Below are 24172 nucleotides of genomic sequence, written 5' to 3' on the forward strand. Positions count from 1 at the left end.
CCTGTGCCGGTGTTTTCATTCAAATTGCCATGATGCGTTTTAAGTCAATGAATGCCGTTTCATACAGGTGCTGGAACGCGCCCACCATGACTTCTTCCACGCCTTCGGCCGCGTCGAACTCGCTAGCCCATTCCGCCACGCAGGAAGCGCCGCCCGGCTCGCCCGTGACGCGCAGGGTGGAGCGGTAGTTCTTGACGGGGATCGGCCCCGAGACGATGGTGTAGCTGTAGCTCTTGTCCGCCTCGCTGTAGCTTTGCAGGCGTTCGGCGATGATGGCGCCGTCCGTGGTTTTCAGGCGGCGCACGCGGCCGCCGTGTTCGGACAGGCTGGTCTTGATCGAACTCGACCATTCAGCCAGCGACTGGAAGCCGCCGATAAAATCCCACACGCGTTCGGCGCTTGCCGCCAATGTTACAGAAACAATTACTTGGGCCATCTTTAATTCGGTTCCTCATCCAGGTTTGCCGGGCGTTGCCCGGCACAGCCGCTATTTTAGCGCCCATGCGGCTTTGTTGCTGGGCGCGTATTGAGCTCGAGAATAACGACTGGCCGGCCTGGCGAGACAGCCTTACAGGTTTTCCGCCAGGAAAATCAAGGAATTGCCGTGCGCGTGGGCGGCGGCGCGCTGCTGGTAGCTGTCGCGGTGGGTGCAGTTGAAACCGTGCTCGGCGCCCGGGTAGATATGGATTTCCACGTCTTGCCGGTCTTCGAAGCGTTCGGCGATCTTTTGCACGGCTTCCGGCGGAATGTGGCTGTCCTGGCCGCCGAAATGCATGAGCAGCGGCACCTGGATGCGGTCGGCCAGGTCCAGCTTGTTCTGGATGCCGCCGCCGTAATAGGCGATGGCCGCGTCGACCAGGCCAGCCGCGGCCGTCTGGAACGACAAGCGGCCGCCGAAGCAGTAGCCGACGGACGCCAGCTTGCCCGTCACTTCCGGACGCGCGCGCAGGACGGCGATGGTGGCCTTGATATCGCTCAAGGCATGTTCGTTATCGGTAGCCTGCATGAGTTCGACGGCGCGCTTCCAGCCGTCCGCGTCATAGCCCAGTTCGATGTGCGCACCGGCGCGCCAGAACAGGTCAGGCACCAGCACCACATAGCCATCGGCCGCGTACTGGTCGGCCACGGCGCGGATGTGCTCGTTGACGCCGAAAATTTCCTGCAACAGGATGATGGCGGGGCCCTTGCCCACGTGCGGCACGGCCAGGTAAGCCTGGAAGCTGCCGTCCGGGCCGGCGATATCGATCCACTGCGATGTTGTGCTCATAGAAACTCCAGTCTGAGGTTGGGGGAATGCCACAGCCAGGCATGTTACTGGTTTTTCCCTCTTTCTGCGCCCACCCTTTGTCCTGGCTCAATACATCTCGCGCAGGTAAATCACCGGGCCCGACTTGAAGACGCCAAAGACGACGGTGCCCACGGTGCTGGGCAAGTACGCGATGCCGGGCACGGACACATCGACGCTGCCGGTCTTGCCGGCGCCGGGCGCCGCCACAATCAAGCGTCTATTCGACGGCAAGATGCCCTTGTCGAACGTATAAGTAATAGTCGTGCCAGCGGGAAATGCAAAGTCCTTGCACGCCAGTGTTTTCTTGCAATTGGCAAACACCACCTGCGCGCTGCCGAAGGCGCTGATGCTGTCCAGCAGACTGGTGACCCAGGTCTTGCCGTCCCAGTACTGCGCCTGCACGGCCAGGCGCACGGGATAGCGCTCGGAACCGTAGTCATGCGGCACCATCAGGCGGCCCGTGAACACGGTCAGCTGCGCTTCCTTGCCATCGGCCGGCGCCGAGCTCACATTGCCAGCCGCCGGATAGGCATACGTCGCGCGCAGCAGCAGCCCCGTCGGCGATGCCAGCGCTGTCGGCTCCTTGGGCACGGCATAGGCGGCGGGGAAGCTGTAGGCGATGGCGCGCGTGGCAACGCCATTGGTAAAACTGGTGACGGGTACGCCCGTCACGGCCGCAGGTACTGTTGCCCCATCCGTCAGCGTGCTGCCCGATGGCGCCGTGGGCGGATATTTGTTGTTCCCCGTGGCCGCGTCATACGGGACCAGCGGCACCTGCGTTTTGTTGATGTCGGCATTCCTGGCGTCGAAGTTCTTCGTCTCGTTGCCGGCGGCCGTCTGGGCGCGGATGGTCAGGTCGAAGGGCTGGCGCGAATACACGGCGCGGTTGCCGGCGCACACGAGCGGCGCGCTGCACGGGAAAGGAAACTCCGTCTTCGTCCCCCCCGGGAGGTCCACTTGCTTGACGACCAGTTCCGTCACAAAGTGGTGCGGATAAAAGAGCACGGGGTCGCTCGTCCCCGGCGACGTCAGGCTGCTGCCCAGATAACCGTTTTGCAGCGCGGCCGTGAAATTGATCTTGCCCACTTCTGGCCAGACCAGCGGCGGCGCCGTGATGATGCCCCCTTTCGTCACGAAATCGAGATCGCCGCTGACCTGCGGATTGACTACGCCTGTGTAGAGCGGCGCCAGCAGATTACGGTCGAGCACGACTGTTTGCACGGCGACACCGCTTTCGTTGCCGAAATTCTTCGTCACGGCACCGGCCGCGTTGACGGCCGATAACGTGATGGTCGTCCCCGCCACGAGGGGCGCTGCCGCCAGGCCCGCGCGCTGAATCGGCGCCAGCGTCGTGAACAGAAATTTCTTCGGCGCCACGACGACCGTGCCGTTGCCTTTCATGTCCAAACCTTTGTCGCTGCCGCTGTCCGGCTTGTAGGCAGCCGTCAGGATCAGCGCACCCGCGTCGGCATACAGCATGTTCGGCTTTGCCACGCCATCGGCGCCAAACGTCACATTCACCTTGGTGCTCGCCACGGCGCAGCTGCTCTGGTCGCTGCCAGCCAGGGCGACATAGCTATTTTGGACGCTGTCAAAGATGCGCGCAGGCAATGTTCCCTTGTCCGGATTGCTGTACCCGCAAGTCAGGTTCAATTGCTTGGTCTGGCTGGCAAACATGGGCACGCACACGTCCCTGTTGCCGGACGAGGTCTGCAAGGCGCTGATTTCCAGTACGGCCACGTCCTCCGCGTAGCGCGGAACGCCGCTTACCTGGAAGCCGCTGGAGAGAAAGCTGATCTGGCAATTGCTCGTATTGCCGCCGCTCTTGCACACCAGCGCGCCCGTCGTGGCGGGCGTGCTGACCAGGCTCAGGGTGGCGATGCCCACCGTGGTCTGGCGCACCGTGACATTGGGATTGACGCCGCTGGTATCGATCTGCGTCGGCACGCCGCCCGGGCTGACGGTGACGCTGGGGCTGGGACTACCCTTGTACACCGCGCTGCAGTTGGCATCGGCACAGGCAGTCACCGTCACCGTGGGTACCTGGCAAGTGAGCGCCGTCAGCGGGTGCTCGATCTGGAAATGGTGCAGTCCGGTCGGCGTACCGGGCCCGCACTTCGGCCCCATCGGTTCATTGAAGGCCCAGCCGCTGTTGTTCGTCACGCAACTGCACGGGTTCGATGGCGTATACGCCTTGCAAGTAATGGTTTGCTGCACCCGGCCCTGCCAGCCCAGAGTGATGTGGTCGACCTTGGCGTTGCCTGTGATATAGGCGTTGGACGAGTCGAGGGTCACCTCGCCAGCGTCCACATTGCCCTTGATGCCATTGCCGGAGGCGATCGTCAAAGAATTGCTCGCGTCCACGTCGCCCGTGACGAGCAGGCCCGAGGCCTTCAAGTCGATGGTCGGCGATTTCAGGTTGCCCGTCACCTGGCTGCCGGAACCGATGGTCAGCGACGTGGTCGCCGTGATATCGCCCTGGATGCGGGTACTGGCGGGCAGGATGTTGACGACGGTGCCGCTGATGGCCCCGTTGATGACGGAACCCGAGGCAATTTCCACCGGGCCCTTGGCGCTGATCTTGCCCGTCACCTTGACGTTGTTCGAGCCCATTTTGATGGTCGTGGCCGAAATATTGGCCGTGACGGTCTGTTCCTGCGCGCCCATGAGGAAAGTGCCGCCTTCGGCTGTCAGGTTGCCCCCCGTTACTTTCAGGTTCGGCGGATTGATATCCTTGATATCCAGGTTGCCCTTGACCGTCAGCGTGGCGTCGCCGCTCATCGTCAAGCCCTGGTTATAACTCATCGCCAGGGAACTGTTGACCGTCACGGCATACGCGCTGCCGATGACGATGACGTCGGTAGAGCTCAGCGCCAGCGAGGCGCAAGTATATTGGGTGCTGGACGCCGGCAGGGTGCAGCCGCTGACGGCGCCGCCATTGAAGTTGAGCGTGGCCGCGTGGGCAAGGGTTGAGCCCAGCAGCAATGTCAGGGCGGCAAAAATGTGGAGTAAGCGCACGATATCGAGGAATCCGGTGGGTGGGAAGCCAGCGGGCGCGCGGATTATTTCATGCTAACCTACGCCATCGCTGTTGTTGCATTATGGCAGTATTTATCCCCCTCGCGCATATCGCATGATCAAGCAAAGCCCCAAAGAATTCCCCCTGCGCACCGTCGACATCATCGTCTATCCCGGCTTCAAGGCGCTCGAAGCCATCGGCGCCATGAAAGTGTTTGACTACGCCAACACCCATTTGCGCCTGCGCAATCTGCCCGGCGGCTACGACGTGCGCATCGCCTCGACAGCCGTCGGCCCGGTCGAGTCGGACACCCTGATGTCGCTGCACGCCAGCAAGGCGCTCGATGTGAACCGGCTGCCCGACCTGGCCGTCATCGTCGGCTGCCACCACGTCGAGCAAGTCTTGCAGGACATTCCCGCCCTCGCCGCCTGGGTGGCCGAGGCGGCGCCGCGCATCGATACCCTCGCGGCCCTGTGCACGGGCTGCTTCTTCCTGGCCGAGGCCGGCGTGCTCGACGGCAAGAGCGCCGCCACGCACTGGAGCGCCGTGGACAGCCTGCGCCAGCGCTATCCATTGATACAGGTCAATGCCGATGCGATTTTTGTGCGGGAAGGGAAATTCTGGACGTCGGCCGGCGTGACGGCCGGCATCGACCTGGCGCTGGCCCTGGTGGAAGACGATTTCAGCCGCGATATCGCGCTGGAAGTGGCGCGCGACCTGGTCGTGTATCTGAAGCGGCCCGGCGGCCAGTCGCAGTTTTCCGTGCACCTGTCGAGCCAGATGACGACGCACCCGACCATCCGCCAGTTGCAGGGCTGGATCATGGAGCATCTTGCCGAAGAGCTTACCGTGCCGCTGCTGGCGGCCAGGCTGGCCATGAGCGAGCGCAATTTCACGCGCGTGTTCCAGCGCGAAACGGGCACCAGTCCCACGGAATTCATCGACACGGCCCGCTTTGAAGTGGCGCGTCGCTTGCTGGAAGACAATGTGTCTTCCTTAAAACAGGTGGCCGTACAGGCGGGCTTGCACAGCGAGGACAGGCTGCGCCGCCTGTTTCAAAAGAAACTCGCCATCACGCCGCGCGATTACCGCGAGCGCTTTTCCAGCACGGCGCGCTAGGCGCAGCGGGTATCAGCGCGGCTTGCCGTGACGCACGTGGCGCGTCGCCAGTTGGCGGCTCTGCCGCGCCAGCGGCGTAAACAGGAGTGCGCACAGCAGATACGTGGCCAGCAGCGCCAGCCAGATGGCGGGCGTGGCGAGGCTGGCGGCATTGCTCCACCACAAGGCCAACAGGGAAGACAGGGCCGCGCCGAGGAAGACGGGCAGCATGCGGCGCAAGGTCGCGAGGTAGGCAGTGGCAAACATGGACGGCTCCCGAAGCAAGGCGGTGATGTCTTCACACTAGCAGGGGCACGCGGCGAAGTACAGCGCGCCGCCCTGCCCCGTCCGTCAAGTGTTGCGCAATGAGTACAGTCAGATAAAATTAATACAACACGACGGAACGGATCGATTCGCCGCTCTTCATCAGGTCGAAACCTTCGTTGATGCGTTCGAGCGGCAAGCGGTGCGTGATCAGGTCGTCAATGTTGAGCTTGCCTTCCATATACCAGTCGACGATCTTCGGCACGTCCGTGCGGCCCCGCGCGCCGCCGAAGGCCGAACCGCGCCATTCGCGTCCCGTCACCAGTTGGAATGGACGCGTGGAAATTTCCTGGCCCGCCGCCGCCACGCCGATGATGAAGGACTTGCCCCAGCCCTTGTGCGTGCACTCGAGCGCCTGGCGCATCAGGGTCGTGTTGCCGACGCACTCGAACGAATAATCGGCGCCGCCATCCGTCAGTTGCACGATGGCGTCGACGACGTTCTCCACCTCGTTCGGATTGATAAAATGCGTCATGCCGAACTTGCGCGCGATGGCCTGGCGCGCCGGATTGATGTCGATGCCGATGATTTTATCGGCGCCCACCATCTTCGCCGCCTGGATCACGTTCAGGCCGATGCCGCCCAGGCCGAACACGGCCACGTTGGCGCCCGCCTCGACCTTGGCCGAGAACAGCACGGCGCCCACGCCCGTCGTCACGCCGCAGCCGATGTAGCACACCTTGTCGAACGGCGCGTCGGAGCGGATTTTCGCCAGGGCGATTTCCGGCACAACGATGTAATTGGAGAAGGTGGATGTGCCCATGTAGTGAAACAGCGGCTGGCCATTCAGCGAAAAGCGGCTGGTGGCGTCCGGCATCAGGCCGCGGCCCTGCGTGGAGCGGATGGCCTGGCACAGATTGGTCTTTTGCGACAGGCAGAATTTGCACTGTCGGCATTCCGGCGTGTACAGGGGAATGACGTGGTCATCCTTTTTCAGGGTCGTCACGCCCGGGCCCACGTCGACGACGACGCCGGCGCCTTCATGGCCGAGAATGGCGGGGAAGATGCCTTCCGGGTCGGCGCCGGACAGGGTGTAGTAATCGGTATGGCAGATGCCCGTGGCTTTCAGCTCGACCAGCACTTCGCCGGCGCGCGGGCCGGCCAGGTCGACTTCTTCGATGGTCAGCGGGGCGCCCGCTTTCCAGGCAATCGCGGCTTTGGTTTTCATGTGTGTCATTCCTGCTCGGTTTCAGATGCGCCATTATCGGGCGCCGGCGGGCGCCGTGGCGCAAGTGCCGGCGCGCTTGTCTGAAAACGCGGCGCATTTGTCCGATGCCACCGTACGTTTGCGCCAGCTCAAACTTCCCGCCGCAAAGACGCGCATTCTTGGCACAAGCCCATCCCCTCTTGAGCAGCCATTGCGTCGTTCCCGCAGGAGACTGACATGCGCCATTTCCTTTCCCGCTTGCCGCCGCCCTGGCTGGCCCTGCTGCTGGCATGCTGCCTGGCGCTGCTGGCTGCCTGTGGCGGCGGCCATCACCACCCTGCGCCGGGCGCCACCACGGGAAACCTGACGGTCACCATCGGCGGCTTGCCGGCCGGCGTGGCGGGCGCCGTCACGGTCACGGGGCCTGCGTCGTACAGCAAGACGCTGACGGCCAGCACCACGCTCACCGGCCTGGCGCCCGGCGCCTACGCGGTTGGCGCCGCCAGCGTGACGCAAGGCACGGGGACGCTGTCGCCCACGCCCGTCACGCAGCAGGTGCAAGTCACTGCGGGCGCGACGGCCAGCGCCAGCGTCACGTATGCGGCAGCCACGCCGCTGGCCCTGCGCCTGCAGGAAGTGGCCAGCGGACTGGATGCTCCCCTCTTCCTCACGGCGCCGCCGGGCGACAGCCGTTTGTTCATTGTCGAACGGGCCGGCCGCATCCGCGTGGTGCAGAACGGCAGCCTGCTGGCCACGCCCTTCCTCGACATCAGTACGCTCACCACCACCAGCGGCGAACGGGGCTTGCTGTCGCTGGCCTTTCATCCGCAGTACGCCAGCAATGGTTATTTCTTCATCTATTACACCAACCTGGCCGGCGACATCGTCATCGAGCGGCGGCAAGTGTCGGCCGGCAACGCCAACGTGGCCGATCCCCTGTCGGCGCTGGGCATCCTCACGATTGCCCACCCCACGTTCAGCAACCACAATGGCGGCTTGCTCAGCTTTGGCCCGGACGGCTATCTGTATGCGGGCACGGGCGACGGCGGCAGCGGCGGCGACCCGCCCGGCAACGCGCAAAACACGAATGTGCTGCTCGGTAAACTGCTGCGCCTGGACGTCAACGCCAGCAGCGTCGCCCAGCCGTACACCATTCCACCCGATAATCCCTTTGCCACGGCGGGCGGACGCCCTGAAATCTGGGCCTACGGCTTGCGCAATCCGTGGCGCTACGCCTTCGACGTGCCGGCCCAGCTGCTGTATATCGCCGATGTGGGCCAGGCCAGCTGGGAAGAGGTCGACGTGCGGCCCGTGAGCCAGGCGAGCAACAACTACGGCTGGAACATCATGGAAGGCGCGCAGTGCTACAACAGCCCCAGCTGCAACCAGACGGGGCTGGTCTTGCCCGTCATCACCTACGGCCACGATACGGCCGGCGGCTGTTCGATCACGGGCGGCTATGTGTACCGGGGCGCAGCCCTGCCGGAACTGGCGGGGCAATACCTGTATTCCGACTACTGCAGCGGCTGGCTGAAAAGTTTCAGCTACAGCAATGGCACGGCCTCCGCCGTGACGGACTGGGGTATCGCGAACGTGGGCAACATCGTCTCGTTCGGCCAGGATGGCCAAAACGAGCTGTACATGCTGAGCGGCACGGGCAAGGTGTACCGGATCGTACGCAAATAAGCGTCTGTAAATAGCGCGCGCAAGCAGTCATGGCGGCGCACACCTGGGGCGGCATTTTTCGACGGGGTGCGGGGAACCGGCTAGAATTGGCATTTTCGCCGCGCCCTGCGCACCAGCCCAAGAGAACACCATGGCCCGTTTGAAACTTGAATTTCCCGAAGACCAGTACTGCTATTCCTCGCAACTGACGGTACGCACGACGGACATCAACGCCGGCAACCATCTCGGCAACGATTCCATGATTTCCATGATTTCCGAGGCCCGCGCCCGCTTCCTGTTCGAATATGGCGTGCGCGACATCGAAGCGGACGGTACCGGCATCATCGTCACCGACCTGGCCACCACCTACCGCGCCGAAGCCCATGCGCGCGACCAGTTGCTGTTCGAAGTGGGCGTCATGGATTTCAACAAGTATGGCGGCGACATCACTTTCCGCATCACGCGTCCGCGCGACAGCACCCTGATCGCGATGGCCAAGTCCGGCTTTGTGTTTTTCAACTATAAGCTCAGCCAGGTCGTGCCCATGCCGGAAGATTTCGGCAGCAAGTTCCCACAGGTGAACTGGATCGATTGAGGCGCGGTACATTCCGGCCATCATCCTGTATGCTTGTCAGGATGATATGTAAAATTGACCTGCGCCGCGCCGGCGCCTGCCTGCTGGCCGCCGTCTGCGCGATGGCCGCACCCGGCATCGGCCATGCCGCGCCGCAAACCGTCATCCTGTACGGCGACGACGACTATGCGCCGTACAGCTATGTGGAAAACGGCGTCTTCAAGGGCATGTATGTCGATATCCTGCGCCAGGCGGCCAGCGCGATGCCCGGCTACCGGTTGGAACTGCAGCCGCGCCCCTGGAAGCGGGGCCTCGACGCGCTGGAAAAGGGCCAGGTTTTCGGCCTGTTTCCGCCCGGACGCAAGACGGAACGGCCATACGTGCAGCCGTATTCGGCCATGCTGTACCGCGAATCGGTGGTGCTGTTTTGCCATGACGCCGTCATGCGCACGCCGCGCACGCGGTTTCCCGCCGACTTTGCCGGCCTGACCATCGGCGTCAATACGGGTTTTTTACTCTCGGAAAAACTGATGGCGCCGGCCCGCGAGGGACTGCTGCGCCTGGAAGCGGCCAAGGGCAATGAAGCCAATCTGAAAAAACTGGCCTTGCGGCGCATCGATTGCTACGCCAGCGACCGCGGCGCGGCACGCCACACGGCGCGCCGGCTGGGCGGCGAACTGGCCCGTTACGGCTTTGCCTTGCATGAAGTGCTGGAATTGTCGTCCGAAGCCACGTATATCGCCTACAGCGCGCGCAACACGCCGGCCTACAAGGCCGACTTCGTCGCGCAGATGAATGCCGCCCTGCTGGCCCTGCGCCAAAGCGGCCAGCTGGCGCGCATCGAACACGCTTATTTGCGCTGAACGTCGCGCGGCTGCAAGGTCATGACGGGACGGCTGCGACCCTGGGGCTGGACGCCGAAGGTATTCTTGAACCAATCGTCGATCATGCGCTTTTCATAGCGCAAGGCATCGTTGCTGGGATAACGATTGATATGCTGCAAATAGGACATGTCCGACAGGTAGGCATTGCCGCTGGCGATGACCTTGCCCTGCTGCTCGAGCGTATAGCGCAAGCGCAGCCGCGGCCAGTCCGCGCGGCCCGTCATCACGCGCACATCGAAGGCGCCGCGGCGCGCCGGGTCTTCGCGCCCCGCCAGGTCGACATCGGTGATCTCGATCCGAAGTTCCTGTCCATGCGGCAAGCCCTTGCCCAGCCAGCTAAAGTGATTGGCCAGGCCCTCCAGGACCTGCTCCCGGTCTCGCGAACTGAACGGTACATCGGAATAGTCGTCGGGCTTGTCGAACGTCACCTGGACGCCTGCCCAGGCGCTGCTGCCAGCAGCCAGCGCCAAGGCGGCTATCCATGCCTTCGTCATGCTGGAAATACGCATATGCATTCCTTTCAGAAAGTTCACGGGCAGGCAGCTGCCGCAATGCCGGCATCTGCCTGTTTCCCGTTTGACTATAGCCTGAAGTGAAAATTTCCGGAGCGCAATACGTTTCGTGCAGCGCAGGCCCGGCGCCCAGCCGCGCAGCCTACTTGCGGGCCTTGCGCTTGACCTTGATGCCAAAGGTATCGGCATACCATTCGTCGATCATCAGCTTTTCATAACGCAACTTTTCATTGCTGAAGTAAGGATTGATACGGCTCAGGTAAGACATGTCGGACAGCGCGGCATCGGCGCTGCTGATGACCTTGCCATTCTGTTCCAGCACATAGTGCAGGCGCATGCGCGGCCAGTCGACCCGGCCATTCATGACGCGGATATCCTGGCCGGCACGCAGGTTGGGATTTTCACGTCCCGCCAGGTCCACGTCCGTCACGTCGATTTTCAAGGTCTGCCCGGGTGGCAGCAATGCGCCCAGCTTTTCGAAATGCCGGCTCAGTTCTTTCAACACCTCTTCCCGCTCGTGCGGGTCGAACGGTACATCCGTGAATTGATCCGGCTTGCTGAAATGCACTTCCGTTCCTGCCCAGGCCGCGCTGCTGGCCAGCAAGGCCAGACCGGCGATCAGGGCGCGCGTCGTTTGCTTTTGCATGATGTACCCTTTCAGGAAATGTGCGTGGCATGGCGCCACTTTCTTATGCTTGTTTAATATAACGCGCTACCTTCCATTCTGGCGCGTAATTCATACCTTGTTACTTTTCCGCTTTTCCGCCAGAACAGCAAGACGCCGTATTTTTTTACAGATTCATTGGCAATATTAACTAAAACAAAGTATTGTCTTGAAAATATAGTTGCCTAAGCGATAAAGTATAGATAGTGTCAGCAGCATGGATTTAAAGTGCCTTTTTGGCATGGATGTTGCATGATTTTAGTCAATTGTTCTTGCTTATTGTTAATACTTAGCTGTCAGTCTACAATCGACAAAATGCGCCCGAAAAACGCGCAACGCCAGTGGTGGCGCACAGCTTAGTCTGGCGCAGGCGTCTCAGCATTGCGTCAGTTATGCCTTTTAGCGGAACTCGTCCTTATGTCATTTTTGTCTTCAGCCTCGCCCAAGTTACCCCCCTGGAAAGTCCTGCTCGTCGACGATGAACCCGACATCCACGACATCACGGAACTGACGCTGAGCCGTTTCCGCCTGGAAGGCCGCGCGCTGAGCTTCGTGCATGCGTACAGCGGCGCCGAAGCCAAGCAGGTGCTGGCGCGCGAAGACGGCATCGCGCTGGTCTTCCTCGACGTGGTGATGGAGCGCGAAGACAGCGGCCTGGAAGTGGCGCGCTGGATGCGCGAAGACCTGGGCAACCAGTTTACGCGCATCGTGCTGCGTACGGGGCAGCCGGGACAGGCGCCGGAAGAACGGGTGATCGTCAACTACGACATCAACGACTACAAGGAAAAGACGGAACTGGACCGCACCAAGCTGTTCACCACCACCTTTGCCGCCCTGCGCGCCTACCGCGACATCATGAAGGTGGAAGAGGCTCGTCAGGCCCAGCTCCATTACCGCGAGGGACTCGAGCGCGTCATCGCCGCCTCGGCGCACATCTTCAAGCAGCGCAACCTGCGCGACTTCGCCAGCGGCCTGCTGCAGCAAGTCGTCGCCCTGCTGCGCCTGGAAACGAGCATGCTGCTGCGCCTGCGCGGCGCCAGCGCCATTTCGGGCGAACAGGATTATGAAATCCTCGCGCAGATCGGCGACACGGACGACGGCATCCTCAGCCCGTCCCTGCTGTCGCAGCTGGACGACGCCAAGAGCAACAAGATCTCGCGCCTGCACGGCGACACCTATGTCGGCTATTTCCCGAACAGCAGCGGCAAGGCGTCCTTGCTGGTACTCAAGGGCGTGGAAGAAATCTCCGACCTCGATGCGCAGCTGCTGGAAGTGTTCTGCTCGGGCGTGGCCATCGCCTTCGACAATATCCTGCTGACGCAGGAAATCACCGATACCCAGGCCGAACTGATCCTGCGCCTGGGCGACGTGGTCGAATCGCGTTCGCACGAAGGGGGCAACCACGTGCGCCGCATGGCCGAAGTGTGCCAGCTGCTGGCGCAAGCCTCCGGCATGTCGGCGGAGGAAACCATGGTGCTGCGCCATGCGGCGCCCATGCATGACATCGGCAAGATTTCCACGCCCGACGCCGTGCTGCTGAAACCCGGCAAGCTCGACGCGGCCGAATGGGAAATCATGAAGCAGCATCCGACGGTGGGCATGTCCATCCTCGACGGCTCGCAGCGTCCGCTGCTCAAGGCCGCCGCCGTGATCGCCCACCAGCACCACGAGAAATACGACGGCAGCGGCTACCCGCAAGGCCTGGCCGGCGAGCACATCCACAAATACGCGCGCATCGCCGCCGTGGCCGACGTCTTCGACGCCCTCATGCACAAGCGCTGCTACAAGGACGCCTGGCCCCTGGAGCGCGTGGTGGGCTACCTGCGCGAAGTGAGCGGCAGCCACCTGGACCCGCAGTATGTGGAATTGCTGATTGCAAATCTCGATGCGGCGCTTGCGTTGAATCAACGTTTTCCAGACTAGCAGACCGGATTACGCAGTTCGTCCAAGAACCAAGTGCCCCCTGAGCAATACGCACGCCGGCAAAACACGCTTCGGCCCAGGTCTCCAAGACGGGCATTCCGGGCCAAGCGGACCTGAAAAATGTCGAGGGCAAGGCGCAGCGACGCAGACAGTACGCATGTACGGCAAGGAGCTGCAACGCCGCCATCGGCATTTTCTCAGGCCCGCGTCTCCGGCCCGCCGTTTTCAGGTTTTCAAGCGCTCTTCGGTTCCAGCGGGAAGCGTATCTTGTAGTGCAATCCCATCCCCGGCGCACTGACCACCTTCACCGTGCCGCCCAGCGGCCCCGTCACCAGGTTGTACAGGATATGCGCGCCCAGGCCGCTGCCGCCCGAGCCCCGCTTGGTCGTGAAGAAGGGGTCGAACAGCTGGCCCAGGGTGGCGCTGTCCATGCCCATGCCGTCGTCGCTGTAATCGAGTTCCAGCATCTCGCCGGCCGTGCGCACGCTGATCCTGATCTTGCCCGGCTCGCCTTCGACAAAGCCATGCACGAGTGAATTGACCACCATGTTCGTGACGATCTGCGAGACGGCGCCCGGATAGCTGCGCAGCTGCACCTCGGGCGCGCAATCGATCTCCACCTTGACGGGCTTGCCCTTCAGCTTGGGCTGCAAGGACAGCAGGATTTCATCGAGGTATTTGCGCAAGTTGAAGCTGCGCAATTCGTCCGACGACTGGTCCACAGCCACCTGCTTGAAGCTGCGCACCAGCGCCGCGGCGCGCTGCGTGTTCGTCGTCATGATGCGCAAGGTCTGGTCGATGATGTCGAAAAATTGCCGCAAGCCATCTTCATCGAGCTGGCCGCCTTCCAGGTCTTCGCGCGTGAGCTTCAATTCCTGCACCAAATGGCTGGTAGCCGTCACGCAAATGCCCAGCGGCGTATTGATTTCATGCGCCACGCCCGCCACCAGGCGCCCCAGCGAGGCCAGTTTTTCCTGGCGCACCAGTTCCGACTGCGCTTCCTGCAAGGCGCTCAGGGCGCTGTTCAGGGCCGCGTTCTGCTCTTCCAGCGCTTCCTTGGCGCGGCGCATGGCGCTGTCGGCCTGGATGCGGGCCATCGCCACGGCCACGTGGCTGGCCATGAAGGCCAACACGTCCAGTTCCGCCTGGCCATACACGACGGATGTGTCATAGCTTTGCACGATGATCACGCCATATTTCCGGTCGCCCAGCAGCATGGGCGCGCCCATCCAGCTGGCGATGCTGGTATTGCCCAGCGGCTCTTCCATCTCGCCGCTGGCCACCAGCGCCGCATAGCTGCCGGCATCGAGCAGGCAGGCTTGCCGCCGCGCCAGCACATAGGAACTCATGCCGATGCCGTAATGAAAGCGTTTTACGGGCGCCTGCGCATCCTTTTCGTCGACGAAATACGGGATCGTGATGTCCTTGTTATCCGGGTGGTACAGGGCGATGAGGAAATTCTTCGCCGTCACCAGCTCGCTGATGATGGCGTGCAGGCGCGCGTACAGGGTCGTCGCATCGGATGCCTGCGCCGACAGGTTGGCGATTTCATACAGCGCATGCTGCAGGTTTTCCGCGCGGCGCCGCTCGGCCACCTCGTGCGCCAGCAGGGCCGTGCGCTCCTGCACCGCCTTTTCCAGCCGGTCCATGCTTTGCATGCCTTGCAGCGCGCTCGACACGTGCGTGGCAATCAGCGCGAACAGGGCCTGGTCTTCCAGGCTGAAGCGGTGCTGCGCGTCGTAGCTCTGGATGACGATGGCGCCCAGCACCTGGTGCTGCTGGTCCAGCAGCGGACAGCCGATCCAGTGCTCGGCCGCCGTGCCCCCGCCCCAGGCGCCGCCGCCGATGGCGCGCATGGCGTCGTCGTCGGCCGTCATCACCAGCTGCTTGCGGTTGACAATGACCCACGCCGTGGGCGACTGCGCGGCGCTGGCCAGACGCACGCCCTCGTCCGGGTCGGGCGCGGCGTCGAATTCGTCGACAAAATAGGGAAAGCGCACGAGGCCGTCGTCGCGGTCGCTGAGCGCGACATAGAAGTTCGCCGCATACATGATGCGTCCCAGCGCCGCATGCACCGCCTGCAGGAATTCACTGATATCGCTGCAGGTGCTCGAGCGCTGCCCGATTTCCAGCAACACGGTTTGAACGGCTTCCAGGCGGCTGAGGCGGCTTTCCATGGGTGACTATGTACCTTGTGCAAGTATATGTTCTGAAAATCAATATTATCAGTTCAGCCCAGCCTTGGCACGGCATAAAACGGAGAATCTTGCCTTGAGGCAGAGCAACACACGCCACGCGCGCATTTGCCACGCTGGCAATACAGTGGCAGACTAGGCCCCTTCCTACAGACCAGACCGTCCTCATGACTGCCACGCTACGCGCCTCGCTTCGCCCCTACACCCTCGCCGGCCTGCTGGCCTTTGCCGCGCTGGGCATGCCGCCCCTGTGCGCCGCGCCAGCCAAGGCGCCGGCGGCGGAAACGGCCGATGGCGGACGCTATTTCGGCCCCCTCGTCGCGGGCAAGATGCATGGCCAGGGCCGGCTCGAATATGCGAGCGGCGCGTTTTACGAAGGGGGCTTCGCGCGCGGCGTGTTTTCCGGCCAGGGCAAGCTGCGCCAGGCGTCCGGCGTCGAATACACGGGCGCGTTCAGTCAGGGCGCCTTCGACGGCCTCGGCCGCTACACCTCGCCCAAGGGCGAAATTTACACGGGCAACTTCGTCAAGGGCAGCTTCGAGGGCGTGGGCCGCTTCCAGGGTGCCGACGGCGCCACCTTCGAAGGCCATTTCAAGCACTGGCGCCCGCACGGCGCCGGCAAGCTGACCGACACGGACGGCACCGTCTTCGAAGGCGAATTCGTCCAGGGCCAGGTGCAGGGCAAGGCCACCGTCACCACCAGCGACGGCATCCACTACGAAGGCGAGCTGAAGGACTGGAAATTCGAGGGCCAGGGCGTGCTGCGCACGGCCGAGGGCGACGAATACCGGGGCGGCTTCAAGAATGGCCAGTTCGACGGCAAGGGCGTGCTGCGCTATGCAGTGGCGCAGGCGGACGGCCGGCGCGAAGACAGCGGCAACTGGACGGAAGGCCAGCTGGACGATCCGGCCCTGGACAAGCTCACGCGCGACAATATCGAGCTGGCCCTGTACAACCAGCGCACCTTGCTCGACGGCGCCCTGGCCCGCATCGCGCCACGCGATGCGGCGAAAAAGATCAATCTGTATTTGCTGGGCGTGGCCGGCGATGGCGCACAGGAAGTGTTTCACCGCGAAACGGCCTTCGTGCAGCGCCAGTTCGACCGCGATTACGGCACCGTGGGCCGCTCCTTGATGCTCGTCAACAGCCGCAACACGGTGGCGCAGCAGCCGATGGCCACGCGCACCAGCATCGCCGCCAGCCTCGACGCGCTGGGTGCGAAGATGGACAAGGCCAACGACATCCTGTTCCTGTTCCTCACCAGCCACGGCTCGCCCGAGCACGAACTGGCGCTGGCGCAAAACGGCATGGACTTGCACAGCCTGCCCGCGCAAGAGCTGGCGTCCATGCTCAAGCACAGCGGCATCCGCTGGAAAGTCATCGTGATCTCGGCCTGCTATGCGGGCGGCTTCATTGCCCCCTTGAAAGATGACAACACCCTCATCATCACGGCCGCGCGCAGCGACCGCACCTCGTTCGGCTGCGACGACCAGAACGATTTTACGTATTTCAGCGAAGCGTATTTCAAGGAAGCCTTGCCGAAAAGCAGCAGCTTCACGGAAGCCTTCGACAAGGCCAAAGTGCTGGTGCAGGCGCGCGAAGCGGCCGATTTCAACGAGGGCGGCATGGAAGCGGAAGAGCATTCCGAGCCGCAACTGTTCCAGGGCAAGGCCATCGCCGCGCAATTGAAAGCGTGGCGCGCCCAGCCGCGCTGACATGGGCACGCCCGCCCGCCTTTCTGTACAATAGCCGTCACCATGCGTAAATTCTTCCTCATTTTGCTGCTGTTCGTGCTTCCGCTCCAGATGTCCTGGGCTGCGGCGAGCGCGTATTGCCTGCACGAGGAAGGCAAGGCGGCGCAGCACTTGGGCCACCACAGCCACCAGCACAAGGCGGATGCGGACAAGAAACCCGTGGCCGACAAGACTGACAAGCAATCCAAGGGCCAGCCGCACAGCGATTGCAACGTCTGCCATGGCATCGGCCACGCATGGCTGCCGGCCGGCTCCAGCCTGCCCGTCGGCGACATGGCGTCCGTGAACGCGGACACCTCCCCCTTCTTTTACGCTTCCCACATCCCGGACGCTCCCAAACGCCCCGACTGGTCGTCGGCCATCTAGGCCGACGGGACGTCCCCTTTTGTCATAGCGCAATGCGCGCCCTGAGATAATCCGGGCGCAGGCCTGCGCGTCCCGTCGAATTCTTTTTCCATACCTTGGAGAATTCGATGCACCGATCCATTTATCTATTGCTACTCTCTGCTGGCCTGCTGGCCGGCAACATTGCCCATGCGCAAGCTCCGCAGGAGCCCGCCGGCCCATTGACCCTGCCCGCCGCGCTGGCCCTGGCGGAGGGCGGCAACGCCACCCTGTCGGCCGCCCGCCATGAACTGGCGGCGCAAGGGGGCGCCCTGCAACAGGCGCGCGCCTTGCCCAACCCGGAATTGCAAACCGTGCTGGAAGACACGCGGCGCGCCACGCGCAGCACCACCGTGCAGCTCAACCAGCTCATCGAGCTGGGCGGCAAGCGGGGTGCGCGCACGGCCGTCGCCCAGCGCGGCGCAGACCTGGCGCAGGCGGGCCTGTCCCTGCAACAGGCGGACACGCGCGCCGCCGTCACGTCCGCCTTTGTCGACGTGCTGGCCGCGCAGGAAGGCTTGCGCCTGGCCGACAGCGCGCAGGCGCTGGCCGCGCGCGCCAGCGACATCACGGCGCGCAGGGTGACGGCCGGCAAGGCGTCCCCGGTCGAGGAAACCCGCGCCAGGGTGGCCGAAGCGAGCGTGCGGCTGGAACTGAACCTGGCGCGCAGCACCCTGGCCAGCGCCCGCCAGCGCCTGGCCGCCCTGTGGGGCAATGCCACGCCCCGCTTCACACTGGCAGAGGGACGCCTGGAAACCTTGCCGGAGCTGCCCGCCGCCAGCGAACTGGCAGCGCGCATGGCCCAGGCCCCTGCCGTGCGCCACGCGCAAAGCGCACTGGCCCAGCGGCAAGCCATGCTCGACGTGGAACAGCGGCGTGCCACGCCCGACGTCACGCTCAGCATCGGCATGAAGCGCTCGGAAGAGCTGGGCCGCAACCAGGCCATCATCGGCCTGGCTCTGCCGCTGCCCCTGTTCGACCGCAATGCGGGCAACAAGCTCGACGCCTTGCGCCGCAGCGACAAGGCCAGCGACGAGCTGGCTGCCGCCCGCATCGATGTGCAGACGAAGGTTGCCGCCGCCAGCGAACGCCTGGCCACGGCCAGGCTCGACGTGGAAAGCTTGCGCCAGGACATCTTGCCTGGCGCGCAAAGCGCCTACGACGCGGCCAGCAAGGGATTCGAGTTCGGCAAGTTCGCCTTCCTCGACGTGCTCGACGCCCAACGCACCTTGCTGCAAGCCAAAAACCAATACCTGCGCGCGCTGACGGAAGCGCAGCACGCCGCCGCCGACATCGAGCGCCTGCTGGGCACACCAGCTCCTCTGTAAGGAACACCCTCCATGAACATCACACGCAACAAAAAGCAGGCGATCGCCATCGCTTCCATCGCCGCCGCCGGCATCGTGCTGGCCGTTCTCATCCTTGGCACGGGCAAATCCAGCGCCCCGGCAGTTCCGGCCGCCAAGGCGGAAGCACATGTGGAAAAGAAAGACGAACACGGCCACGAAGAAGTGGAAGGCAAGCTGGAATTGACGGCTGCGCAAAGCCGCGCAGCCGGCGTCGTCATCGCCACGGCCGCGCCCGGCCGCATCAAGACGACGGTGGCCCTGCCCGGCGAAATACGCTTCAATGAAGACCGCACGGCCCACGTCGTGCCGCGTCTGGCTGGCGTGGTGGAAGCCGTGCACGCCGACCTGGGCCAGCTGGTGAAAAAGGGGCAAGTGCTGGCCGTCATCGCCAGCACGGAACTGTCGGAACAGCGCAGCGCACTGCTGTCGGCGCAGCGGCGGCTGTCGCTGGCCCGCTCCACGTATGAGCGCGAAGAAAAATTGTGGCGCGAAAAAATCTCGGCCGAGCAAGATTATCTGCAGGCGCAGCAAGCGTGGCGCGAAGCGGAAATCGCCGTGCAGAATGCCCAGCAAAAGCTCAGCGCGCTGGGTGCCAACTCCACCAGCAAGGGCCCGCTGAACCGCTACGACATCCGCGCGCCGTTCGACGGCATGGTGCTGGAAAAACACATCACGCTGGGCGAAGCCGTCAAGGAAGATGCGAACATCTTCGTCATTTCCGACCTGTCGACCGTGTGGGCGGAAATCGCCGTGCCGGCAAAAGACCTGGCCACCGTGCGCATGGGAGGCAAGGCGGAGGTGAAAGCGTCCGCGTTTGATGCCAGCGCGCAAGGCACGATCACCTATGTGGGCGCGCTGCTGGGCGAACAGACGCGCACGGCCAAGGCACGCATCAGCTTGCTGAACCCGGACATGGCGTGGCGCCCGGGCCTGTTCGTCACGGTGGAAGTCGTGTCCGGCGAAGCGGACGCGCCCGTCACCGTGCAGAGCACGGCCATCCAGACGGTGGAAGACAAGCCCGTCGTCTTCGTGCAGGTGAAAGATGGCTACCAGGCCACGCCCGTGGTGCCGGGCCGCAGCGATGGCAGCTTGACGCACATCAAGCAGGGCCTGGCCGCCGGCACGCCGTACGCAGCGCAAGGCAGTTTCGTCCTGAAGTCCGAGCTGGGCAAGGACTCCGCCGGTCACGAACACTGATCACGTCAAGGCTAAGGAAACCATCATGTTTGAACGCTTGATCCGCTTTGCCATCGACCAGCGCTGGCTGGTGATGCTGGCCGTGGCCGCCATGGCTGGCCTGGGCATCTACAGCTATCAAAAGCTGCCCATCGACGCCGTGCCCGACATCACCAATGTGCAGGTGCAAATCAATACCCAGTCCGCCGGCTATTCGCCGCTGGAAACCGAGCAGCGCGTCACCTTCCCCATCGAGACGGCCATGGCCGGCTTGCCCAACCTGGAGCAGACGCGCTCGCTGTCGCGCTACGGCCTGTCGCAAGTGACCGTGATCTTCAAGGATGGCACGGACATCTATTTTGCGCGCCAGATGATCAACGAGCGCTTGCAGGAAGCGAAGGAAAGCTTGCCAGCAGGCATCACACCGAAGATGGGCCCCGTTTCCACGGGCCTCGGCGAAATCTACCTGTGGACGGTGGAAACGCAGGACGGCGCGAAAAAGCCCGACGGCACGCCGTACACGCCGACGGACTTGCGCGAAATCCAGGACTGGATCATCAAGCCGCAGTTGCGCAATGTCACGGGCGTGACGGAAATCAATGCCATCGGCGGCTACGCCAAGCAATACCAGGTAGCGCCCTACCCGGAAAAACTGGCCGCCTACGGCATCAGCCTGCAAGACGTGGTGACGGCGCTCGAGCGCAACAACAGCAACGTGGGCGCCGGCTACATCGAACGGCAGGGCGAGCAACTGCTGATACGCGCGCCGGGCCAGGTGGCGTCCAAGGACGACCTCGGCAACATCGTCGTCGCCAATGTGCAGGGCGTGGCCATCCGCATCCGCGACGTGGCCGACGTGGTGCTGGGGCGCGAGCTGCGCACGGGCGCGGCCACGGAAAACGGCCGTGAAGTGGTGCTGGGCACGGTGTTCATGCTGATCGGCCAGAACAGCCGCGCCGTCTCGCAAGCCGTCGACAAGAAAATGGTGGAGATCAACCGCAGCCTGCCGAAAGGCGTGCACGCCGTCACCGTGTATGACCGCACGGTGCTGGTCGACAAGGCCATCAATACGGTGAAGAAAAACCTGCTGGAAGGGGCCGTGCTGGTGATCGCCATCCTGTTCCTGTTCCTTGGCAATATCCGCGCGGCAATCATCACGGCCATGGTGATTCCGCTGGCCATGCTGTTCACGTTTACGGGCATGGTGCAATACCACGTGAGCGCCAACCTGATGAGTTTGGGGGCGCTGGACTTTGGCATCATCATCGATGGCGCCGTGGTGATCGTGGAAAACTGCGTGCGCCGCCTGGCCCATGCGCAGCAAAAACTGGGACGGCCGTTGACCTTGCAAGAACGTTTTCACGAAGTGTTTGCGGCATCGCAAGAGGCGCGCCGGCCCTTGCTGTATGGTCAGCTGATCATCATGGTCGTGTACCTGCCCATCTTCGCGCTGACGGGCGTGGAAGGCCACATGTTTACGCCGATGGCCCTGACGGTCGTCATCGCCCTGCTGGGCGCCATGCTGCTGTCGATCACCTTCATCCCGGCCGCCGTGGCGCTGTTTATCGGCGACAAGGTGGCGGAGAAGGAAAACGCCATCATGCGCGCCGCCAAGCGTTGGTATGCGCCGCTGCTGGACAAGGTGATGCGCAACACGCCCGTCGTGCTGACGGGCGCGGCGGTGGCCGTGGTGCTGTCGGGCTTGCTGGCTACGCGCATGGGCAGCGAATTCGTGCCCAGCCTGAACGAGGGCGACATCGCCATCCAGGCCCTGCGCATCCCCGGCACCAGCCTGACGCAATCGCTGGCCATGCAGCAACAGCTGGAAAACAAGCTGATGAGCAACCACAAGGAAATCGCGCGCGTGTTCGCCCGCACGGGAACGGCCGAGATCGCTTCTGACCCCATGCCGCCGAATATTTCCGACGGCTACATCATGCTCAAGCCCCGCGACCAGTGGCCGGAACCGAAGAAATCGCGCGGGCAATTGCTGGCGGAAATCGAAGCGACGGCCAGCAGCTTGCCCGGCAACAATTACGAGTTTTCGCAACCGATCCAGCTGCGCTTCAATGAACTGATTTCCGGCGTGCGCAGCGACGTGGCCGTGAAACTGTTCGGCGACGACATGCTTGTCCTCGACGGCACGGCGGCGAAGATCGCCGGTGTGCTGGGCAAGATTCCGGGCGCCACGGAAGTGAAGGTCGAGCAGACGACGGGGCTGCCCATGCTGACGGTGCAGATCGACCGCGAGCAGACGGCCCGCTATGGCCTCAACATTGCCGACGTGCAGTCGGCGATTGCCACGGCCATCGGCGGGCAGGAAGCGGGCACCCTGTTCCAGGGCGACCGCCGCTTCGACATCGTCGTGCGCCTGCCCGACAGCCTGCGCAGCGACCTGGAGCAACTGAAACGCCTGCCCATCGCCCTGCCCCTGGGCGCGGCGGCGGAAGGCCGCGCGCGCTTCATCCCGCTCGGCGAAGTGGCCAGCCTGCAAGTGGCGCCGGGGCCGAACCAGATCAGCCGCGAAGACGGCAAGCGCCGCATCGTCATCAGCGCGAATGTGCGCGGCCGCGACATCGGCTCGTTCGTGGCCGACGCCACGCAGCAGCTGCAAGCGCAGGTGGCCATTCCCGCCGGCTACTGGACCAGCTGGGGCGGCCAGTTCGAGCAATTGCAGTCGGCCACGAAACGCCTGGAGCTGGTGGTACCCGTGGCGCTGGCCCTCGTCTTCGTCTTGCTGTTCGCCATGTTCGGCAACGTGAAGGATGGCTTGCTCGTGTTCAGCGGCATCCCGTTCGCCTTGACGGGCGGCATCGTCGCCCTGTGGCTGCGCGACATTCCCATGTCGATCTCGGCGGCCGTGGGCTTCATCGCCCTGTCCGGCGTGGCCGTGCTGAACGGCCTGGTGATGATCGCCTACATCCGCCAGCTGCGCGAACAGGGCATGCCCTTGCAGGAGGCGATACGCGTAGGGGCCATCACGCGCCTGCGGCCCGTCTTGATGACGGCGCTGGTGGCCTCGCTGGGCTTCGTGCCGATGGCCATTGCCACGGGCACGGGGGCTGAAGTGCAGCGGCCGCTGGCCACCGTGGTGATCGGCGGCATCCTGTCGTCGACGGCCTTGACCCTGCTGGTGCTGCCGCTGCTGTACCGGCTGGCGTACCGCAAGGAAGACGAGGTGGAAATGCGCACCGCGCCCGAAGGCGCGGCGGTACAGCTGAGTAAATAGAGGGAAGCGCTACCGCAATCGGCTTAACCCGGCCGGCGGTAGCCGCCTTCGATCCAGTTCGCGGCAGATGTCGCATTGAACTTGAACGCGGCCGAGGTACGCACCTTGGCAATCTGTTCGCCGTCGGCGTCGTAGGCGCTCAGTTCCGCGTACGGGTGGTCTTCGTCGGGGACGATGTCGAACATCACCTTGATCTGCCCCTCGTCGGTGGCGACGAACAGGTTCTTGTGCAATTGCGCATGCAGCTGCTGCTCGTGGCGGCGCAGCACTTCCGAGGCCGTCTTGACCAGCGTGTTGAACGCGTTGACGTCGAGCGGCTTCGGGTTTTTCTTGTCGCGGCCCATGGTCCACGGGCCCACCAGCGCTGGCTCCGGTTCGCCATCCTTGATCATGGCGACGGCCCAGCCTTCATCTTCCTCGTTCTTGATCACGCGCGCCGTCCAGCCATTGCCTACCCACAGGCGCGGCTCCTGGATCGGGGCGTCGTTGTCCTGCTCGGCTGCTTCGTCGGAAAAATCGGGGAAATCGGTACTCATGGCGGTGCTCGTGATGGAAGGTCGGGGCTAGCATGATAGTCGAAAACGCCCACCCGTGCCGCCTTGCCGCAAGCGCGACGGCACGTCATACAACACGAGGCAGCCTGCCGCCACGGCGGCTGTCAGCACATGGACATGGCAGGCCGGTTGGGCCAGGTCAACGGCGGACCGGGCGGTACCCAGCGCGGGTCGATGGCCGGCAGCGGCGCATGGTAATTGAAGGGGTTGATGATGATCGGCGGTATCGCCGATGGCGCGCCGACGGGCTCGGCGCAGGACTGCGTGGCGCTACGCTGGCGCATGGTGCGATGATCAGGGGGGGATAGCGATTGATCCCCGGTATCTGCAAACAAAAGCATGTTGCCCTCCTTGCGAGACTGAGGTATTCAGTATAGGACGGCTTGCGCGCATTACAAGAAAAGAAATCTTGTTCCAGATCAGTGTTTTTCTG

General features: G+C 63.5%; 20 protein-coding genes. 10 read left to right on the top strand and 10 right to left on the bottom strand.

Annotated features, from left to right (window positions below; all coding sequences use genetic code 11):
- Positions 1-19: 19 nt before the first annotated feature.
- The 3 genes from O0881_RS16825 to O0881_RS16835 form a co-directional block, all read right to left on the bottom strand.
- Complete coding sequence (locus O0881_RS16825; RefSeq protein ID WP_251349283.1) at positions 20-436, bottom strand: SRPBCC family protein; 417 nt, start codon at positions 434-436, stop codon at positions 20-22.
- 132 nt (positions 437-568) lie between these two features.
- A complete protein-coding gene (locus O0881_RS16830; protein ID WP_289899433.1) occupies positions 569-1267 on the bottom strand; it encodes a dienelactone hydrolase family protein in 699 nt (232 codons plus the stop codon).
- An 87-nt stretch (positions 1268-1354) separates the two neighbouring features.
- Positions 1355-4306 (bottom strand): DUF6701 domain-containing protein, encoded by a 2952-nt coding sequence (locus O0881_RS16835; RefSeq protein WP_289912288.1) that lies wholly within the window; start codon positions 4304-4306, stop codon positions 1355-1357.
- Between the two features lie 115 nt (positions 4307-4421).
- Here O0881_RS16835 and O0881_RS16840 point away from each other — a divergent pair, with 115 nt between their 5' ends.
- Positions 4422-5426, top strand: coding sequence for a helix-turn-helix domain-containing protein (locus O0881_RS16840; protein ID WP_251349285.1), 1005 nt, complete (start codon positions 4422-4424; stop codon positions 5424-5426).
- Positions 5427-5438: 12 nt separating this feature from the next.
- Here the strand turns inward: O0881_RS16840 and O0881_RS16845 are convergent, their stop codons facing one another.
- On the bottom strand, positions 5439-5672 hold the full coding sequence (locus O0881_RS16845) for a hypothetical protein (RefSeq protein ID WP_034784311.1): 234 nt from the start codon (positions 5670-5672) through the stop codon (positions 5439-5441).
- A 118-nt stretch (positions 5673-5790) separates the two neighbouring features.
- Positions 5791-6897: an S-(hydroxymethyl)glutathione dehydrogenase/class III alcohol dehydrogenase gene (locus O0881_RS16850; protein WP_034753481.1), complete on the bottom strand. Its 1107-nt coding sequence runs from the start codon at positions 6895-6897 to the stop codon at positions 5791-5793.
- A gap of 216 nt (positions 6898-7113) precedes the next feature.
- On the opposite strand from O0881_RS16850, the gene O0881_RS16855 reads away from it, so the two are divergent.
- The 3 genes from O0881_RS16855 (at position 7114) to O0881_RS16865 (ending at position 9978) form a co-directional block, all read left to right on the top strand.
- Entirely contained in the window at positions 7114-8562 is a 1449-nt protein-coding gene (locus O0881_RS16855; protein WP_289912289.1) for a PQQ-dependent sugar dehydrogenase, read from the top strand.
- 130 nt (positions 8563-8692) lie between these two features.
- Positions 8693-9136, top strand: coding sequence for a thioesterase family protein (locus tag O0881_RS16860; RefSeq protein WP_077399141.1), 444 nt, complete (start codon positions 8693-8695; stop codon positions 9134-9136).
- A 41-nt stretch (positions 9137-9177) separates the two neighbouring features.
- Positions 9178-9978, top strand: coding sequence for a transporter substrate-binding domain-containing protein (locus O0881_RS16865; protein ID WP_289912290.1), 801 nt, complete (start codon positions 9178-9180; stop codon positions 9976-9978).
- Here the strand turns inward: O0881_RS16865 and O0881_RS16870 are convergent.
- Both O0881_RS16870 and O0881_RS16875 read right to left on the bottom strand, forming a co-directional pair.
- Positions 9966-10508, bottom strand: coding sequence for a DUF3016 domain-containing protein (locus O0881_RS16870; RefSeq protein ID WP_289912291.1), 543 nt, complete (start codon positions 10506-10508; stop codon positions 9966-9968). The genes O0881_RS16865 and O0881_RS16870 overlap by 13 nt on opposite strands.
- A gap of 145 nt (positions 10509-10653) precedes the next feature.
- Positions 10654-11157 carry a DUF3016 domain-containing protein gene (locus O0881_RS16875; RefSeq protein WP_289905656.1) on the bottom strand — a complete coding sequence of 168 codons (504 nt, stop codon included), beginning with the start codon at positions 11155-11157 and terminating at the stop codon, positions 10654-10656.
- A gap of 435 nt (positions 11158-11592) precedes the next feature.
- On the opposite strand from O0881_RS16875, the gene O0881_RS16880 reads away from it, so the two are divergent.
- Positions 11593-13098: a DUF3369 domain-containing protein gene (locus O0881_RS16880; RefSeq protein ID WP_289912292.1), complete on the top strand. Its 1506-nt coding sequence runs from the start codon at positions 11593-11595 to the stop codon at positions 13096-13098.
- Positions 13099-13331: 233 nt separating this feature from the next.
- Here the strand turns inward: O0881_RS16880 and O0881_RS16885 are convergent, their stop codons facing one another.
- Positions 13332-15275, bottom strand: coding sequence for a GAF domain-containing sensor histidine kinase (locus tag O0881_RS16885; RefSeq protein ID WP_289912293.1), 1944 nt, complete (start codon positions 15273-15275; stop codon positions 13332-13334).
- Between the two features lie 185 nt (positions 15276-15460).
- Here O0881_RS16885 and O0881_RS16890 point away from each other — a divergent pair, with 185 nt between their 5' ends.
- The 5 genes from O0881_RS16890 to O0881_RS16910 all read left to right on the top strand — a co-directional run bounded on the left by O0881_RS16890 (position 15461) and on the right by O0881_RS16910 (position 23185).
- Positions 15461-17008, top strand: coding sequence for a C13 family peptidase (locus O0881_RS16890; RefSeq protein WP_289912294.1), 1548 nt, complete (start codon positions 15461-15463; stop codon positions 17006-17008).
- A 42-nt stretch (positions 17009-17050) separates the two neighbouring features.
- Positions 17051-17413, top strand: a complete 363-nt coding sequence (gene czcI / locus O0881_RS16895; protein ID WP_289905660.1) for a cation efflux protein, CzcI family — start codon at positions 17051-17053, stop codon at positions 17411-17413.
- Positions 17414-17520: 107 nt separating this feature from the next.
- Positions 17521-18759, top strand: a complete 1239-nt coding sequence (locus tag O0881_RS16900; RefSeq protein WP_289912295.1) for a TolC family protein — start codon at positions 17521-17523, stop codon at positions 18757-18759.
- Between the two features lie 12 nt (positions 18760-18771).
- Positions 18772-19977 carry an efflux RND transporter periplasmic adaptor subunit gene (locus O0881_RS16905; protein ID WP_289912296.1) on the top strand — a complete coding sequence of 402 codons (1206 nt, stop codon included), beginning with the start codon at positions 18772-18774 and terminating at the stop codon, positions 19975-19977.
- 25 nt (positions 19978-20002) lie between these two features.
- Entirely contained in the window at positions 20003-23185 is a 3183-nt protein-coding gene (locus O0881_RS16910) for a CusA/CzcA family heavy metal efflux RND transporter (RefSeq protein ID WP_289912297.1), read from the top strand.
- A gap of 23 nt (positions 23186-23208) precedes the next feature.
- On the opposite strand, the gene O0881_RS16915 is transcribed toward O0881_RS16910, so the two are convergent.
- On the bottom strand, positions 23209-23721 hold the full coding sequence (locus O0881_RS16915) for a hypothetical protein (protein WP_152252198.1): 513 nt from the start codon (positions 23719-23721) through the stop codon (positions 23209-23211).
- 122 nt (positions 23722-23843) lie between these two features.
- Complete coding sequence (locus O0881_RS16920) at positions 23844-24080, bottom strand: hypothetical protein (protein WP_143451398.1); 237 nt, start codon at positions 24078-24080, stop codon at positions 23844-23846.
- Between the last annotated feature and the right edge of the window lie 92 nt (positions 24081-24172).

It is taken from the genome of Janthinobacterium sp. SUN100, assembly GCF_030397705.1.
Classification (GTDB): Bacteria; Pseudomonadota; Gammaproteobacteria; order Burkholderiales; family Burkholderiaceae_D; genus Janthinobacterium; species Janthinobacterium kumbetense.

Coding starts and splice junctions, on each gene's coding strand:
- O0881_RS16875 (WP_289905656.1), bottom strand. CDS start 11,157: ATGCAAAAGCAAACGACGCGCGCCCTGATCGCCGGTCTGGCCTTGCTG.
- O0881_RS16890 (WP_289912294.1), top strand. CDS start 15,461: ATGACTGCCACGCTACGCGCCTCGCTTCGCCCCTACACCCTCGCCGGC.
- O0881_RS16870 (WP_289912291.1), bottom strand. CDS start 10,508: ATGCGTATTTCCAGCATGACGAAGGCATGGATAGCCGCCTTGGCGCTG.
- O0881_RS16865 (WP_289912290.1), top strand. CDS start 9,178: ATGATATGTAAAATTGACCTGCGCCGCGCCGGCGCCTGCCTGCTGGCC.
- O0881_RS16860 (WP_077399141.1), top strand. CDS start 8,693: ATGGCCCGTTTGAAACTTGAATTTCCCGAAGACCAGTACTGCTATTCC.
- O0881_RS16885 (WP_289912293.1), bottom strand. CDS start 15,275: ATGGAAAGCCGCCTCAGCCGCCTGGAAGCCGTTCAAACCGTGTTGCTG.
- O0881_RS16850 (WP_034753481.1), bottom strand. CDS start 6,897: ATGAAAACCAAAGCCGCGATTGCCTGGAAAGCGGGCGCCCCGCTGACC.
- O0881_RS16855 (WP_289912289.1), top strand. CDS start 7,114: ATGCGCCATTTCCTTTCCCGCTTGCCGCCGCCCTGGCTGGCCCTGCTG.
- O0881_RS16920 (WP_143451398.1), bottom strand. CDS start 24,080: ATGCTTTTGTTTGCAGATACCGGGGATCAATCGCTATCCCCCCCTGAT.
- O0881_RS16915 (WP_152252198.1), bottom strand. CDS start 23,721: ATGAGTACCGATTTCCCCGATTTTTCCGACGAAGCAGCCGAGCAGGAC.
- O0881_RS16880 (WP_289912292.1), top strand. CDS start 11,593: ATGTCATTTTTGTCTTCAGCCTCGCCCAAGTTACCCCCCTGGAAAGTC.
- O0881_RS16840 (WP_251349285.1), top strand. CDS start 4,422: ATGATCAAGCAAAGCCCCAAAGAATTCCCCCTGCGCACCGTCGACATC.
- O0881_RS16825 (WP_251349283.1), bottom strand. CDS start 436: ATGGCCCAAGTAATTGTTTCTGTAACATTGGCGGCAAGCGCCGAACGC.
- O0881_RS16830 (WP_289899433.1), bottom strand. CDS start 1,267: ATGAGCACAACATCGCAGTGGATCGATATCGCCGGCCCGGACGGCAGC.
- O0881_RS16905 (WP_289912296.1), top strand. CDS start 18,772: ATGAACATCACACGCAACAAAAAGCAGGCGATCGCCATCGCTTCCATC.
- O0881_RS16910 (WP_289912297.1), top strand. CDS start 20,003: ATGTTTGAACGCTTGATCCGCTTTGCCATCGACCAGCGCTGGCTGGTG.
- O0881_RS16900 (WP_289912295.1), top strand. CDS start 17,521: ATGCACCGATCCATTTATCTATTGCTACTCTCTGCTGGCCTGCTGGCC.
- O0881_RS16845 (WP_034784311.1), bottom strand. CDS start 5,672: ATGTTTGCCACTGCCTACCTCGCGACCTTGCGCCGCATGCTGCCCGTC.
- czcI (WP_289905660.1), top strand. CDS start 17,051: ATGCGTAAATTCTTCCTCATTTTGCTGCTGTTCGTGCTTCCGCTCCAG.